The 15131-nt window shown below is 59.9% G+C and carries 10 protein-coding genes and 2 riboswitches; of the genes, 4 read left to right on the forward strand and 6 right to left on the reverse strand.

Annotation, left to right across the window (positions count from 1 at the left end; all coding sequences use genetic code 11):
* Positions 1-14: 14 nt before the first annotated feature.
* From ACG33_RS14215 to ACG33_RS14225, 3 genes are read left to right on the forward strand one after another with little or no spacing between them, the layout of a single operon-like run.
* The gene (locus ACG33_RS14215; protein ID WP_066922162.1) at positions 15-434 is read left to right on the forward strand and encodes a response regulator transcription factor; all 420 of its coding nucleotides are present in this window, start codon (positions 15-17) and stop codon (positions 432-434) included.
* Positions 424-873 carry a chemotaxis protein CheX gene (locus ACG33_RS14220; RefSeq protein WP_083536988.1) on the forward strand — a complete coding sequence of 150 codons (450 nt, stop codon included), beginning with the start codon at positions 424-426 and terminating at the stop codon, positions 871-873. The genes ACG33_RS14215 and ACG33_RS14220 overlap by 11 nt, the downstream gene beginning before the upstream one ends.
* 16 nt (positions 874-889) lie before the next feature.
* Positions 890-2035, forward strand: coding sequence for a response regulator (locus tag ACG33_RS14225; RefSeq protein ID WP_210399099.1), 1146 nt, complete (start codon positions 890-892; stop codon positions 2033-2035).
* Between the two features lie 139 nt (positions 2036-2174).
* Here the strand turns inward: ACG33_RS14225 and ACG33_RS14230 are convergent, their stop codons facing one another.
* From ACG33_RS14230 to ACG33_RS14260, 6 genes are all read right to left on the reverse strand, one after another.
* A complete protein-coding gene (locus ACG33_RS14230) occupies positions 2175-3638 on the reverse strand; it encodes a M16 family metallopeptidase (protein ID WP_168160109.1) in 1464 nt (487 codons plus the stop codon).
* Positions 3639-3786: 148 nt separating this feature from the next.
* Complete coding sequence (locus ACG33_RS14235) at positions 3787-5238, reverse strand: M16 family metallopeptidase (RefSeq protein ID WP_168160110.1); 1452 nt, start codon at positions 5236-5238, stop codon at positions 3787-3789.
* 258 nt (positions 5239-5496) lie between these two features.
* Positions 5497-7329 (reverse strand): putative Ig domain-containing protein, encoded by a 1833-nt coding sequence (locus ACG33_RS14245; protein WP_157071813.1) that lies wholly within the window; start codon positions 7327-7329, stop codon positions 5497-5499.
* Between the two features lie 190 nt (positions 7330-7519).
* Positions 7520-7605, reverse strand: a riboswitch (cyclic di-GMP riboswitch).
* 135 nt (positions 7606-7740) lie between these two features.
* Positions 7741-7827: riboswitch (cyclic di-GMP riboswitch) on the reverse strand.
* 331 nt (positions 7828-8158) lie between these two features.
* Positions 8159-10009 carry an HD domain-containing phosphohydrolase gene (locus tag ACG33_RS14250; protein ID WP_066922176.1) on the reverse strand — a complete coding sequence of 617 codons (1851 nt, stop codon included), beginning with the start codon at positions 10007-10009 and terminating at the stop codon, positions 8159-8161.
* 227 nt (positions 10010-10236) lie between these two features.
* Entirely contained in the window at positions 10237-10674 is a 438-nt protein-coding gene (locus tag ACG33_RS14255) for a response regulator (protein ID WP_066922178.1), read from the reverse strand.
* Positions 10671-12827 carry a S9 family peptidase gene (locus ACG33_RS14260; RefSeq protein ID WP_083536997.1) on the reverse strand — a complete coding sequence of 719 codons (2157 nt, stop codon included), beginning with the start codon at positions 12825-12827 and terminating at the stop codon, positions 10671-10673. The genes ACG33_RS14255 and ACG33_RS14260 overlap by 4 nt, the downstream gene beginning before the upstream one ends.
* Positions 12828-13137: 310 nt before the next feature.
* On the opposite strand from ACG33_RS14260, the gene ACG33_RS14265 reads away from it, so the two are divergent.
* Entirely contained in the window at positions 13138-15105 is a 1968-nt protein-coding gene (locus tag ACG33_RS14265) for an energy transducer TonB (protein WP_066922180.1), read from the forward strand.
* Positions 15106-15131: the final 26 nt, after the last annotated feature.

Consider the following 15131-nt stretch of genomic DNA (forward strand, 5'->3'; position numbering starts at 1 on the left):
AAAGAGGGGCTGGAATGGCGCTTGCATCCGTAAAAGGCGGGGCACCGGCAAATGGCAGGCTCAAGCTCATGATTTGCGATGATTCCAATATCATTCGCCGCAAGATCGAACGTGAGCTGCAAATCGACCGACTGCAGGTGATCGCCACCGCGGCGAACGGCAGACAGGCGGTGGAAGCCTTCCGCAAGGAACCCGCGGACGTCGTCACGATGGATCTCACGATGCCGGAAATGGACGGCATCGAGTGCGTCGAGAATCTCGTGCAAATGAAACCGGATGTCCTGATTCTGGTGATCTCGGCTCTGGCCGATAAGGCAACTGCGATCGAGGCCCTCAAAAAGGGCGCCAACGGCTTCCTGTGCAAACCGTTCACGGATCGCCAATTGACGGAGGCGCTGCAAGAGCTGCTGAGAGGCGCCGGCAATGATGACTAAAGTCGAATTGGAAACCTTCGTCGAAGGCACAACGAATTATTTCGAGAAAGCGGCCAATCAACCCGCCTCGGTCGGTTCGCCCTATATCGTTCAGGATGGCCATCCAGCCGTCCAGGAATTTACCGGCATGATCAGCATTGCCGGTAAACGCCGCGGCGTGGTGTATTTCACCGCCTCACGGCCGATGCTGACAGTCATGCTGATGCGCATGGGTGAGACGGAACTTACCCAGGACAATATGTGCGACCTGGTCGGTGAAGTCGCAAACACGATTTCCGGCAACGCGCGCCGCGACTTCGGTAAGGATTTCATGATCTCGGTGCCCACAGTCGTAACCGGCGAACCGGACAAGGTACTGACCCCGGACAACGTGCGTTCGTTCGTCATTCCGATCAACTGGCGCAGCCACTCGGCGCAGTTGGTTGTTTGCCTGGAATGAGTGGGTAGAGAAGGCGGTGCAAGGCACACGGCAAGATTTTATTTTCGCTGCGCCGCAAGCCGGCGAAAGAGTTCCAGCACAAACTCTGGATATCGTCCTGCTGACAACAGACTCCGGTCTGCTGGCGACCCTGCGCGAGGCCTCGAGCTCCAAGCACGCACTATGGCAGGCGCTATCGGCCGATGCTGCCGTGGACTATCTCGTCGGGGGCCGCTGCAATATCCTGATCGTCGATCTGGATGCCCTACCGGAGGATGCGGCGGTACTGCTGGAACGGCTACACGCACAGTTCCCTGAGCTGGTGATGATGGCGACGGGCCGGCGCGAAAAAGAGAGTACGGTTGGCGCGCTCATCAGCGGGGGCGAGGTATATCGCTTTCTTCACAAACCGGTGTCGCCGACACGAGCTCAGCTGTTCCTGTCTGCCGCGACGCGCCGTTGCCATGAATTGCACAACATCGAACCCATCGCACTCACCACGGTACGCACGATCGCGGCACGCCGTGATCTACGCGGCCTCACATTCACTATCGCGGTCGTATTGACCGCACTCGTCGTATACCTCATCTTGCAATTGCGCGATCCGCAGCCGCTCATGACGGAGCACTCCTCCGTGCAAGTACCGAGCGTAGAGGAGCAGATCGCGCACCAGCTTGGACGGGCGAATATCGCCTACGCGACCGGACGACTGATCGAGCCGCGCGGCGACAATGCGCTGCAATACTTCCGGGAGGTACTTGCTCTACAGGGCGATCAGCCTGCGGCACTGGCCGGCATCGATCGCATCGCCGTCGCGATGGAAATACGCTTCGAGGAGGCCCTTAAGGCACGCGATGCGCCACGAGCGGCTGCGGCTCTAATGGGGATACAGGACATCCGGCCGCAATATCCTGGTCTCGATGAACTGCACACACGTCTGCTCACCCTGTCGCGCAGCATGGGAGCGGCAACGACGCCTCGAAGCCTTACACATCGAACTTTCCCGACGGCGCCCGTTCCGGCGCAAGCCGAGGACGAGTACGAAACGTCTGCGATCGATGCCGAAGCGTTGCTGCGGCCGAACACGACTCCGGAGCCTCGCTTGCTGGAACCATTGCTACAAATTCAAGGAGAGTCCATCGGCGATCTGGAAATTCGTGACGATCTGGAAATCCCCAGATGATGAGCCAGACATGACGGTAATCCGGCCGTCTATCGAGACGTCGAATGCTGCTGTCCCGCTCATGGTCCGTGTCCGCCGTACCTTCGGAATTCATGACAGACACGGACCATGAGCGGGACAGCCCAGCCGGAAACTTGGCTTACTGACCCGATATAGCTTGCACCTCGCCGTACTTGGCAAGGATACCGCGCAATGCGGCACCATCGCCCACCGCGATGAGCTGCAGACGTTCGGCATCGTAGTATTTGCCGGCGACACGCTGTATGTCGTCCGCCGTAATCGCCTCTACCTGCTGCGGAAAGGTGTCCCAGTAGTTTTCCGGGAAACCATAGCTCTTTTGGGTCAACACATTGGTGATCAAGGCGCGCGGCGCATCCAGCGACAAGGCGAAGCCGCCGATCAAAGCACGTTTCGCACTCGACAACTCCTGCACCGATACCGGTTCCGCCACTATGCGCTGAATCTCGGACATCAACTCCTGTATCGCTGCGGCGGTGACCTCGCTGCGCACATCGGTGATCGCGGCAACGACCCCCGGAAAGTTCGTACCCGTGAACAAACTCGACACGCCATAGGTATAACCCTTGTCTTCGCGCAGGTTCAGAAACAGTCGCGACGCCGGGCCACCGCCGAGAATATGATTCATTACCAACAACGGAAAATAGTCCTTGCCATCACGTCGGATGCCCAGCGAGCCCACCCACAACGATGTCTGTACCGATCCTGGCCGATCGATCAGCACGACACCGGGCTTCCCGGGCGGCGACAAGTCCGGCAATGAGACTGGCGGACTTTCCGCCTTCTGCCATGCACCAAAGGCCTTCTCCAGTCGCATGATCAGTTCCTCGAGCGTCAAGTCGCCATGAACCACCAGAATTACATTATTGGGCCGGTAGTAGGCATCGTGATAGCCGGCCAGTTCCTCCCGCGTCACGGCACGCAGCACTGACTCGGGCGGCGTGACATAGCGGCCAGGATGTTCGCCATAGACCGCGCCCATGAACGCTTCACGGGCCTGGAATCCAGGCAATGAGCGCAGATGCTGCAACCTGGACAGATAGCGCGCCCTGAATTTCTCCAATTCATCCGCAGGAAACGTAGGATTGCGGACGACATCTGCCGCCAAGGCGAGAATGGCAGCGGCGTTCTCGCTCAATCCCGTGACATTAATGATGGTTTCCATCGACGATGGAGTGGCTGCAGCACCGAAGCTCGCACCCAAGGTCGCGAATTTTTTTGCGATTTCGCGGCTGTCATGCTGCTGAGTGCCTTCCTGAAGCATCGCCGCAGTCATCATTGCCACTCCGTACCGTCCCGGCGGATCGGCCAGTCCACCTCCGTGAATGGAAAATTGCAGGGAAAACGCCGGGAGCTTGTGATCTTCCAGCAAGAACACTTGCAAGCCATTGGACAGTACGGCTTCCTGGGGCGTGGGCAAACTCACGTGCAGGAGTTGCGGATTCACGGGCACTCTGCCTTTCAGTTCGACGCCCCTGATCGACTCCGTCGCTCTTTCAGCCACTTGCGTCCCCGGCACCTGGGTATGCGCCAGGAGGGGCATCAGCAGGCTGCCGCCGAGTAAAAACGGGATTACGCACCTCATCCGGATCATTCCTTCAGTCTCTTACGGTCCGAGAGTCTTTTGTCACCTGAGCTTCGCCATTTTGACGAAGATGTTCGATTGAGCCGGTCTTTCATCAGGTTGACGTCAATCTTGGGGCATTTCGCCCCTCCGATCAGGATTCATCATCTCAGGCGCCAGGTTGTTCGAGTGCCGCAGCCGCCGAGCCGCCGGCCGGTATGGGGCTGGTAACGACAACGGTGCGATTGCGCGCCTGCAAGTAACGCCGCGCCACGCGCTGCACATCGTCATCCGTGACAGTATCGAACTGGTCCAGACGGGTATTGATCAGGTCAGGGTCACCGAATTTGACTGTGTAGCTACCCAGCAAAGTGGCACGTGCCTGCACACTGCGGATACTTTGCAGGAAGACGAGACGAGTGGTGTTCTTGGCCTTCTGCAATTCCCATGCAGCCACCGGAGCCTTCATCAACAGATCGATTTGTGTATAGATGGCGCTCTCCACATCGGCAGGCTTGCTGTCCGGGCGCAGGGTGGCGCCTATGTAGAGTCCGCCGGGACCGATGCGCTCATCGACAAAGCCGCCGATGTCGACGACCAGTTCCCGGTCCTTGTTCAAGCTCTGGTAAAGCCGGGAACTTTGCCCTCCCTGCAGGATCGAGGAAAGCACCTGCAAGGCAGGCAGATCCGCCGTGTTGCCGGCCGGCAGCTTGTAGGCGATCTGGATCTGCGTCAATCGGGCGAGAGGATCCGTCACGGTGTCACGGCGTTCCGCCGTCTGCAGCGGCTCTTTCAACTCGACCGCGGGCGGGGCCGGCTGCCGAGGAATGCTTTCGAAATACTTGCGGATGAGCTTCAGGGCCTGTGTCGAATCAAAGTCGCCGACCAGGCTGAGCACTCCATTGTTCGGTGCGTAGTAGGTTTGAAAAAAGTCGGCTGCATCCTCGAGGCTCGCCGCATTGAGATCCTCCATGGACCCTATCGTCGAATGCTTATAGGCGAAGTTGTCGTAGAACAGTTCTCCGAAGTATTCGTCGGCGCGGCCATAAGGCTGGTTATCCACGCGTAGACGGCGTTCTTCCTGGACCGCATGGCGCTGATTGTCGAGCTTCTCCTGCGTCAGATCGAGAGAACGCATGCGATCGGCTTCCAGAAACAGCGCCAATTCCAGCTGGTTTGCCGGCAACGTGGCGAAATACAGTGTGATATCGGCGCCAGTCGTCCCGTTCATCGAGCCGCCGTTCGAGAAAATCTGGTAGAAATGCTCGCCGTCGCCGACATTTTTCGAGCCCTTGAACATCAAGTGCTCGAACAGATGCGCAAATCCGGTCAGTCCCTTGCGCTCGTTACGTGAGCCGACGTCGTAGGCGATGTTCAGAGCAATCACCGGAGCGCCGTGATCTTCGGCGAGTTGTACGCGCAATCCGTTCTTCAGCGTCGTTTCGCTGAAATAGATATGTACCTTCTTTGCTGTACCGGACGCCGCGGGATCCATCTTCGCCGGGCGCGCCACTGCCGCAGCCATGGAGCCGGTCTGGAGAAACAGCAATCCACCAAGAAGACCTGCCGCCAGCAAACCCTTGCCCGGCAATCCCGATACTCCCCTGCGGACCGCCCGCAACGATAATATCCTGAACCATCCTGAGGAACAGGCCCGATTCCATCCCAGGTATGTCGGCACCACGAACGATGGGCCCAGACAGACTCTCGAAGTCCGATTCATCGGCATGAAGCTCCGGTGTACAGGTCGCAGCCAGAATACACCAGGAGCTGCCGGGGCCGGTGGAGTAACCCTGCAAATATCCAGCCTCAGCGCTGTACCGGATCGGGAACGATTCGTTCCCGATCCGCAAGCCGAGGAACTGTCTCCGAAGAATATCTAAGGTATGGTCTTGCTGGCGATGTTGGACAAACCGCTTTCTATACCGCTGCTGGTATACGCCAGCACTGCGAAATACCAAGTACCTGAAGTGAGATCCTCCACCACGTAGGTGGCCACGCCCGGATTTTCTATATCGGCCGTCTGATCCAGAGTAGAGGCCGACTTGCCGTACTTGACGCGAAATCCTGCCAAATCTGTCAATGGAGTACCGTCGGAATTTTCCGTCGGAGGCGTCCATTGCACCGTCGCAACACCGGTCGAGGACTTGACGACCGTAATCATGAAAGCCGGCAGGCTCGTCGTATTCTTGCCATCGCTGACAGAGATGACGATGTTCGCGTAACTGCCTGCGTCGCTCTCGGCCGGAGTGCCCGACAAGCGGCCGGTATTCGTATTGAACGACGCCCAGGCCGGCAGTCTCTTGATACTGTATGTCAGATTATCACCTTCCGGATCGGAAGCTGTCGGCCGGAAGCTATAGGCCACCCCTGCATTCACGCTCGTCGCCGGCGTACCGCTGATGATCGGTGCCTTGTTTTCCACGGCCTTCACCGTGATCGAGAACGCCGGCAGCGATGCCGTTGCACGACCGTCGCTTACACTGATGACGATACCCGTCGTAGCGCCTACATGGCTATCGGCCGGCGAACCACTGAGCCGACCGGTTGCCGTATCGAAATTTGCCCAGACAGGCTTGTTCTGGATCGAGAAGCCCAGCGTATCTTTATCGGCATCACTGGCGCTGGGAACGAACGAGTAGGCCGCTCCGACATCGATGCTGCCGGGCGGCGTGCCGCTGATCTTCGGCGCCGCATTGGGCTTCTCCTGGACGACGATGGAAAAGGCGCTCAGCATCGCCGAGGCACGCCCGTCGCTCACGCCGATAACGATGTTCGCATAGTTGCCGACCTCGCCGGCCGAGGGCGTGCCGCTAAGCCGGCCGGTGCTGCTGCTGAAAGCAGCCCAGCTCGGACGGTTCGATATCGAGTAGGTCAGCGTATCACCGTCAGGATCGTTGGCGGACGGTTGGAATGAATAGGCCTGCCCTGCTTGAACCGCTGCCGCAGGGGTGCCGCTGATCGTCGGGGCGCGATTGTCGGATCGCACTTCGATGGAAAATGGCGCCAAGGCTGTGCCGGCTTTGCCGTCGCTTACGCTGATCGTGATATTGGCATAGCGTCCAGCCCGGTTCACACCAGGCGTGCCGCTGAGCCGGCCGGTGCTGGTGCTGAAGCTGGCCCAGGAAGGACGGTTGGAAATGGAGAACGACAACCGGTCACCGTCCGCATCCGTCGCGACGGGCTGGAACAGGTAGGCCTGGTTCACCAGAACCGAACCGCTCGGCACACCCGAAATCACCGGTGCCGCATTCACAGCAGGCGACGGCGGCAGATTGCGAGAATGGATACGGATCTTGAACGGACCGACGGAGCGTGTATCTCGCCCGTCGGTCACGGAAATGACGATATCCTCCGTCTCACCTACACTGGCGTCGTCGGGTGTACCGGTCAGCCGCCCCGTCTCGACGCTGAACTGCGCCCAGGCAGGCTTGTTGGTCACGGTAAACTCGAGAAAATCGCCGTCGGCATCGCTGGCCACGGGCATGAACGAGTACACCTCGCCTGCCTGCACCGCTGCAGGCGGCGTGCCCGCGATCTCCGGCGGACTGTTTTCGATGAGAGTCGACTCCACCAGTTGCGATGCCGGCGGCACAGTGCCCGCCGCCGGATCCTGGGAATCTCCACCTCCACCTCCACCTCCGCACCCGCTCAAAACCAGCGCGGCCAGCAACAGCGTTGCGCATTTGTTGAGAATCGTAACACTGCTCATACCTTGCACCTTTGCGTCGTATTGCGCCCGAGGCCACAAAATGATTGCGAGCGATAAATTCGAGGTGGGGCAATGAGCAAGCGCCGCAGGTATGCGCCGTTGGAGCGGCGAGACGCCGCAGGTACGCAACGTGTGCCTGCGAGGCGCCGGTCAACACATGATCTCCGGTCGCTAATGGCGACGTGGTTCATGCGGCAACCCCGCTGTCGTAGGATGGAATCCCGTAGACCGGAAGCTTTGCGTCCCCGTCTTTCGACGGGTTTGCCCGTAACCAATGTTTGCTGCTCCTGTTTCCGTATCTTTGCTCGCGCAACGCACCGCATTGCACGCCGCTATCGTTCGCGCCTGGGGAAGGAACATGCAAAGGAGGAAGATCAAAGGATGACGATAGAGACTCGCATGGAGATTCCTACCGGCAACCCCGCTATCCTGCGCCCTCGCGCGTTCGGACCGGAGGCTTTGCGTCACCGCCTTTCAGCGGTTCTGCCCTTGCGTAGCGGCATCGAGTAGACATCACCAAATATGTGTTTGCAATTGTCGTAGGGCGACGACAGCTCAGTGCAGCACCCGTCTCATTTCACGTAAGTGCGCCAATCGGATGACGCATGCAGACATCGTCTCGAGACGCCGCGGCGCCTGCGCCCGACGACTGAGCAGGCAGGGAGCGGACGAGGAGTACGGCTGCAGCGTGAATACAGAATGTGGCAGGCCGCGGAATGGAGCCGCTGAGGATGCCGTGAGGCGCTGGGGAAGGAGGCAGGAATCAGCCGATCAAGGCATCGCGCGGTGTTCCGCCGCGTGATGCGCCAAGAGATCCTGTCTACCGGATTTATTCCGGCAGCTTATATCCGTGCTGATCGATCAGGCGGATGCAGGCCTCCGCCAAATAGGGGTCATACAGTCGCCCTGCTCCACGTCTGATCTCTTCGATGGCCGCGGCCATGTCGGCGGCAGGGCGGTACGACCGGGATGAGCACATTGCCTCGACCGTATCGGCAATCGCGAGGATACGCGCTTCCAGCAGGATATCCGTCGCCTTGAGACCTCGTGGATAGCCGCTGCCATCATAGCGCTCATGACTTTGATAAATGATATCGGCGATAGGCGCGCCAAAATCGATATCTGCCAGGAGCTGGCAACCCTCATCGACATGGGTACGCATCAGGGCCAGTTCGGTTTCCGTCAATGGCGCCGGCTTGGAAAGAATGGAGGCCGGCACAGCGATGTTGCCGATGTCGTGCAGCATCGCTGCAACTCGTAATGCGTGCTGACGCTCGCCATCCAGGCCGGCTTCACGCCCGATTGCCACCGCCAGCGCGGCCAGGCGCCGTGCCGAACCTGCGGTGTAGGGGTCGTGGTGTTCGCCGACACGCACAAAGGAGTCGATCATGCCCTGCAGCGCAACGTCGGCGCGCTGGAACGATTTGAGTGCCTGTGATTGTGCGCGCTTCATCTGAATGATGCGCAGCAAGCTGTCCGCGAGCATGAGCAATCCCTGCTGATCATCCTGAGCATAGTCGGCATCCCGGTTGGCCACCCCAAGCACCGCCACGACTTCATCGTTCACCACGGCGGGCACCGCTAGATATCGCCCTAGTGCCGGCAGTCCGTCCTGCTGGGCCTTCGGTTGAGCATCGCTGCCGGCAACGGCCTGCCGGCCTTTGATGCACGCTTCCAGGAATTCACCCGGCTGAATCGAACGCGGCGCAGGACTCACCAGCACCGCCTGCCGTTGAGCGGTATCGAACCAGCCCGCCAGGCAAGGGTTCTTCGCATGATCGACGAAGTGTAGCCAGGCCAGCGGACTGTTTATCACGGCGGCGGTCTGCTCCAGGGCATATCGAAGAATCGTAGCCTCATCGGCGCTCGTGGAACCTCTCAGTAGATCGATCACCGCTGTCTGTCGCAATTGAGCGACGCGACCAGTTGTATCCCGCTCGCGCAAACGCTGATTTTCCGTTTTCAGCCCAGCCATCTGCGCTTGCATGCTGGCATGCGCCTGCTGCATCTCCGCCAGGGCTTCAGCATGCATACGCCCGGTATTCTCCAGCACCCGCGCATGGTCGCGCCGCATGGCTTCGAGAGCCTCGGCATGGGTATTCCGCGCCTCGGCATGAGCTCGCTGTGCCTCATTCAACGCAGCCTCCAGAGCGGCGATACGCTGCAGAGAGGTCGTATCGATCAACGCCGTTCGATCCGCGCCCTGAGCCGCCCCCTGGGCCGCTATCTGAGTTGTTGCCTGAGTCGACGTCTGGGAAGGCACTGTCGTGCCGGAGGATGCCGGGGACGCCGATCCGTCGTTTGCCGCAGCCACCGCGCCCAATACTTCATCCAGCGCTGCCAGTAAGGACTCCGGCTGCGCCGAGCGGGCCAGAAACCGCTCAGCACCCAGTTCCAGGGCGAAGCGTTCATACTTCGGATCGTCATGACGGCGCGTATAGAATAGGAATGGTACAGACTGCAGCCGCTCATCCTGTTTCCACTTGCGGCACAGCGCAAAGCCGTCCATACGCGGCAACACGATATCGGAAATGATGGCATGCGGAGGCTCGCGCCTTGCGGTATCCCAGGCGACCAGGCCGTTCGCCGACTTCATGACCCGATGGCCACGACTGGACAGTAACTGCTCGATCGCGCTCTGCTCCGACTCGCGCTCGAATGCAATCAGGATGACACTCATGCCTTGTCTCCCGCCACCGCGTCGATCGCGCCGGCTGCTCATAATTGCGCCCATGCGCACGTCCCGGAAAGGTCTTGGAGTATGCCGTTGGAAGGCTGATTTGGCACGATCGCAACGGCGTTGCCGCCTGCAAAAAGAGACGCAGCGCACACATCCTGGTGCGCCGGCTTGATCATGCTCGCAAGGCTCGTCCGATTCGTACCGTTGCCAGCGGCTTTCGCCGGGAGTCACCCGTTCCCGATCCGATTGACGTTGGTCCAGTATTGACCCAGCTTCGACACCTGTTCTGTGAACTTGCGAAAGTCGACCGGTTTCACGATATAGCTGTTGGCATGCAGTTCATAGCTGCGCAGTACGTCTGTTTCCTGATCCGAGGAGGACATGATCACGATCGGAGTCGAACGCACCTTGGGATCGGCCTTGATCTGCGCAAGCACATCCAGCCCATCGATCTTGGGCATGTGCAGATCGAGCAGCATCAGACACGGGTTGCCGGGTGACCGCTGTGCATAGGCGCCATTGCGGAACATATAGTCCAGTGCCGCTTCACCATCCTGAACCCAGACGACAGGCTGCGCAACCTGACCGATCTGCAGGGCACGAATCGTCAATTCAGCGTCCGTGGCATTGTCATCGGCGAGCAGGATATAGCTGGAAGACATCATGTCGATTCACCCGCAATGGCAGCGGCGCGCTCAGGCGAGCTGTCCCTCAAGGTAATGGCATTCGAATCATTCGCTTGATGCAGAATAAAGGCATACTCGCGCGCCACTTCGTACAAATGTGCAAAGCGGCCTGATTTACCTCCGTGCCCCGTCGTCAGATCGACGTGCAGCAGAAACAACGGCTTGCCGACAGCTTGTGCCCGCAGCCTTGCCACCCATTTGACGGGTTCGAAATACTGGACCTGGCTGTCCCACAGGCCCGTCGTGACCAGCATGGGTGGATATTGCTGTGCGCGAACATTATCGTAAGGCGAGTACGAAAGCATATATTCATATGATGTTCGTTCATTGGGATTACCCCACTCCTCATACTCGAGCGTCGTGAGCGGAATGCTTTTATCGAGCATGGTCGTAACGACATCAACGAAAGGCACATGCGCAATCAGGCCGGCATATCGATGCGCGGCGACATTGGCAAGGACGCCTATGAGCAAACCACCGGCGCTGCCGCCGACGGCGAATACCTTGTCGTGCGCACCGTAACCGTGCTCCACCAGGCCATCGGTCACATCGATGAAATCGTGGAAGGTGTTCCACTTGTGCTGCAATCTCCCCGCCTCGTACCAGCGCCGCCCCAATTCCTGGCCGCCACGCACATGTGCGATCGCATACACGAAGCCGCGATCGAGCAGTGACAGACGTGAGGCGTCGAAGACCGGATCCATGGACAATCCATAGGCTCCGTAACCATACAGGTACAACGGCGCCGAGCCATCCAGCGGCATTCCTTTACGGTAAACGAGCGATACAGGAATGCGTTCGCCATCGCGCGCTGGGACCCATATGAATTCGCTGGCATAGTTCGTCGGGGCAAAATCACCCAGCACGGCATCGCGTTTGAGCAGCGTGCGCTCCCTGCTGGAGACATCCAGTTCGTAGACCGTCGTCGGCGTCGTCAAGGACGAATAAACATAGCGCAGCCGATCCGTATCCAGCTCGAGATTCGTCCCCAGCCACATCACATAGGCCGGATCATCCGCCGCCAGATGATCGGAAACCGATCCGTTCCAGGTCTGTACTCGAATCCGGCGCAATCCATCGGAGCGCTCACCGACGGCAAGAAAATTTCGAAAGACATCATAGTCGTGAATGAACACGCGGGGATCGTGAGCCACCAGATCGCGCCAGCGCGAGGTGTCGCCCGCCCCGTGCACCGGTGCTTCGACGATACGGAAATTCTGCGCGTCGAGATTCGTTCGTATCACGAAGCGCTGCCCCAGATGTTCGACCTCGTATTCGTGATCAGCGATACGCGGAACGATCACTTCAAACCTCAGCAAAGTGTCATCGGAGCGTGCATATCTCCATTCGGAACAGCTCGTGCTTTCCGCTCCGATGAATAGGTAGACCTCCGACTTACTGCGCTCCACGGTCAAATCGAAGCTCGCGTCCAGCTCCTCGTATACGATCGGGTCCGCCGACTGCGGCGTGCCCAATAGATGCGCACGCACACACCGTCCTCGCAAGGTGACGGGGTCTTTCTCGACATACAGAAAACGGCGGTTGTCATCTGTCCATGCGCAACCGGGCTCGACGTTCTCGATCGCGTCCGGCAGAAGTTCGCCGGTGACGAGATCCTTGATATGCATGCTGAACTGACGCCTTCCGACGACATCCTGCGTATAGGCCAGCAACCGGCCATCGGGACTCACGTCATAGCCGCCCAGCTGAAAAAAAGCATGGGCCTGCGCCAGCAGATTGCAGTCCAGCAGGACACTTTCGACAGCATCCGGCAGATCCGGACGCCGCACGATCAGGGGATATTCTCCGCCGGTAACCAAGCGTTGCGAATACCAGAAGCCGCGATAACGAACCGGAACGCTGGTATCGTCCTGCTGCATGCGCCCGATCATCTCCTGGTACAGCGCATCCATCAGCGGTTGGCATGGCGCCAGCATGGACTGCGCATAGGCGGTTTCCGCCTCCAGATGCGCCAAGACCCGTGGATCACTGCGGGTATCGTCGCGCAGCCAGTAATAGGGATCCTCGCGCGCGCCCTGCGGGCCGGCAACGACGCACATATGGACGGCCGCGACCGGGGGAGATGGCACGGACCGCTCCGGAATGTCGTCCAGCGGTTTTGAGATCGACATGAATGAGGCTTATAGCGTGGTACCGGGAAGGCGTAAACCCGCAGCTCCCTGTAAAACCGTCCAGGCAGTACGAGCACCTCGATGCGGGTGCGCAACAAGCAAAATTCCTGCCATGACCGGCCTGCCCTATATCGAGGCGCTAGTCGGAATACATCTCGTTCATGGTATCGGCAAGTGCGGATCGAAGTAAGAATTAACTATTTTGTGTCTCAGTTCACACCAGGTACCTCCAAAAGGCGAAGATGGATCTCAGCTCTGCGATATTGCATAAGTAGTATTTCCCGATGACAGGAATACCCCAGGAGGGGTCATGGCCAATGCGCAGCACTCCCCTCTGATCCCTGCCGGGGGCGAGGTCGATCTGGAGCTCGATGACACCCGGAATCGCCAGAGCCTCGATGAGGGACGGCAGGCGCCCATCCTGGTTCTCAGCCGGGATGCGAAACTGATCGAAACGATCATAAAGGCGGCGCCGCGCGGAGTGCCGGTGATGCACGCTCCGGACCTGGATCAAGCCGCAGGAAAGCTCTCGGAATCGAGGCCGGGCGTCCTCGTGGCCGATACCGCCAGCACAGCCGACGTCACTTCGATGGTGGCGCAGTTGACCCAGCACTTCCCTGAACTCGTGGTCGTCGTGGCAGGCCGGCGGGAAGACAGCGGCGCCCTCATGCAGCTCACGGCTGCAGGCCGGATATTCCGTTTTCTGCTGACACCCTTGTCTCATGGTCAAACCCGTCTGGCACTGGAAGCCGCCGTCACGCATCACCTGGATGTCGCTGCAACCGGCGAGCGCCATGGCACGGCCGGGACGGACGGTACCGGCGGCCGGAACCGCAAGAATTACCTCGTCACCTACGGAGCATTGGCGGCCGGCCTGCTGCTGCTCATCGGCGGCATCTGGTTTGGCGTCGGCCGATTCACGAGGGCGCCCGAGGCGCCGACGACGATCGCAGCCTCCGCTCAGGTACCGGATCGCCTGCCGGATCGGCCTGATCCGGTGCAGGCGGAAATCGCCTTGGCACAGGAAGCCTTCGCCCAGGGCAAGTATTACGAACCCTCAGGGGAAAGCGCGCTCGATCTATACCTGAGCGCCCTGGCGCTGGATCCGACCAGCGAAGCCGCCAAGGCAGGCGTGCGCACTGTCGCCGACAAGGTGCTCGAACGCGCCGAGCGTGCGCTCACTGCGGAACGTCTCGAAGAAGCGGTATTTTCCATAGAACGGGCGCGCAACATCGATCCTACGCATCCCAGATTGTCCTTCCTGGATACGCAGATTGCCCGTGAACGCGAACGGCTCAAACTCACGCAGGCACAGGAAATCGGTATCCGGATACGGACCCTTGTGGCACAGGCAAACGACCGCATGCACGCCGGTTATCTGCTCACGCCATCCGGCGGCAGTGCCCGTGAAGCGCTGCTCGAAGCGCGCCGCTTGGATCCCACCGATCCAAACGTGCAGCAGTCGATCCGGGAATTCGGCGGGATACTCATCGAAAAGGCGCATAACACACTGGCCGCAGGCAAGCCGGAGGAGGCCCAGCTGTTCGCCAGCGCAGCCCGCCAGCTCGGAGCAGCTGGCGCAGCGCTCACCGCTGTGGAACGCTCGCTGGCCGAGACCAGCCGTGCCGCCGGCGCACGCGCCTCCGCGGCGCGTCAGCTCGATGCGGCCATCGCCGCCATGATCGTGGATATCCGCGAGCGCATCGGCGCCGGAAAGTTGATCGAGCCGGCAGGAGACAGCGCCCGTGATCATCTCGGCAAGCTGGTCGCGGCCGCGCCCGGCCGACCGGAGATCGAAGAGCTCGCGCGTACCCTGTCGACCCGACTGGTCGACTCCAGCAGACGGGCCATGACGGCGAAGGCCTTCGATCGTTCGACGCAATTACTCACGGCGGCGCGTGAGATCGGCGGGCGATACAACGACGTCATCATCGCACAAATGGAACGTGAACTCGCTGCCGCGCATGAAGCCTACGCACAGGAAACCAGCATCGTTTCCGTGACAAGCCTGACTCGCACCCGGACAGTCGATCCCATATATCCAGAATCGGCCCTGAAACGAGGTATAGAGGGTTGGATCGAACTGACCTTCACCGTCACCCCCAATGGCAGTGTGAACGACATCGAAGTGCGCAATGCCAGCCCCGCCGGAGTCTTCGACGATGCCGCGATACGGGCAGTGCGCAGCTGGCGATTCGTGCCGGTCACGCACAATGGTGAAAAAATTGCCCAGCGCGCCATGGTACGCCTGAGATTCGCTCTTCCGGGCCGGGATTGAACTGCATCGCTCGATCGGAGTGATCG

This window comes from Steroidobacter denitrificans (assembly GCF_001579945.1).
Classification (GTDB): Bacteria; Pseudomonadota; Gammaproteobacteria; order Steroidobacterales; family Steroidobacteraceae; genus Steroidobacter; species Steroidobacter denitrificans.

Coding starts and splice junctions, on each gene's coding strand:
- ACG33_RS14215 (WP_066922162.1), top strand. CDS start 15: ATGGCGCTTGCATCCGTAAAAGGCGGGGCACCGGCAAATGGCAGGCTC.
- ACG33_RS14220 (WP_083536988.1), top strand. CDS start 424: ATGATGACTAAAGTCGAATTGGAAACCTTCGTCGAAGGCACAACGAAT.
- ACG33_RS14230 (WP_168160109.1), bottom strand. CDS start 3,638: ATGAGGTGCGTAATCCCGTTTTTACTCGGCGGCAGCCTGCTGATGCCC.
- ACG33_RS14245 (WP_157071813.1), bottom strand. CDS start 7,329: ATGAGCAGTGTTACGATTCTCAACAAATGCGCAACGCTGTTGCTGGCC.
- ACG33_RS14250 (WP_066922176.1), bottom strand. CDS start 10,009: ATGAGTGTCATCCTGATTGCATTCGAGCGCGAGTCGGAGCAGAGCGCG.
- ACG33_RS14255 (WP_066922178.1), bottom strand. CDS start 10,674: ATGATGTCTTCCAGCTATATCCTGCTCGCCGATGACAATGCCACGGAC.
- ACG33_RS14260 (WP_083536997.1), bottom strand. CDS start 12,827: ATGTCGATCTCAAAACCGCTGGACGACATTCCGGAGCGGTCCGTGCCA.
- ACG33_RS14265 (WP_066922180.1), top strand. CDS start 13,138: ATGGCCAATGCGCAGCACTCCCCTCTGATCCCTGCCGGGGGCGAGGTC.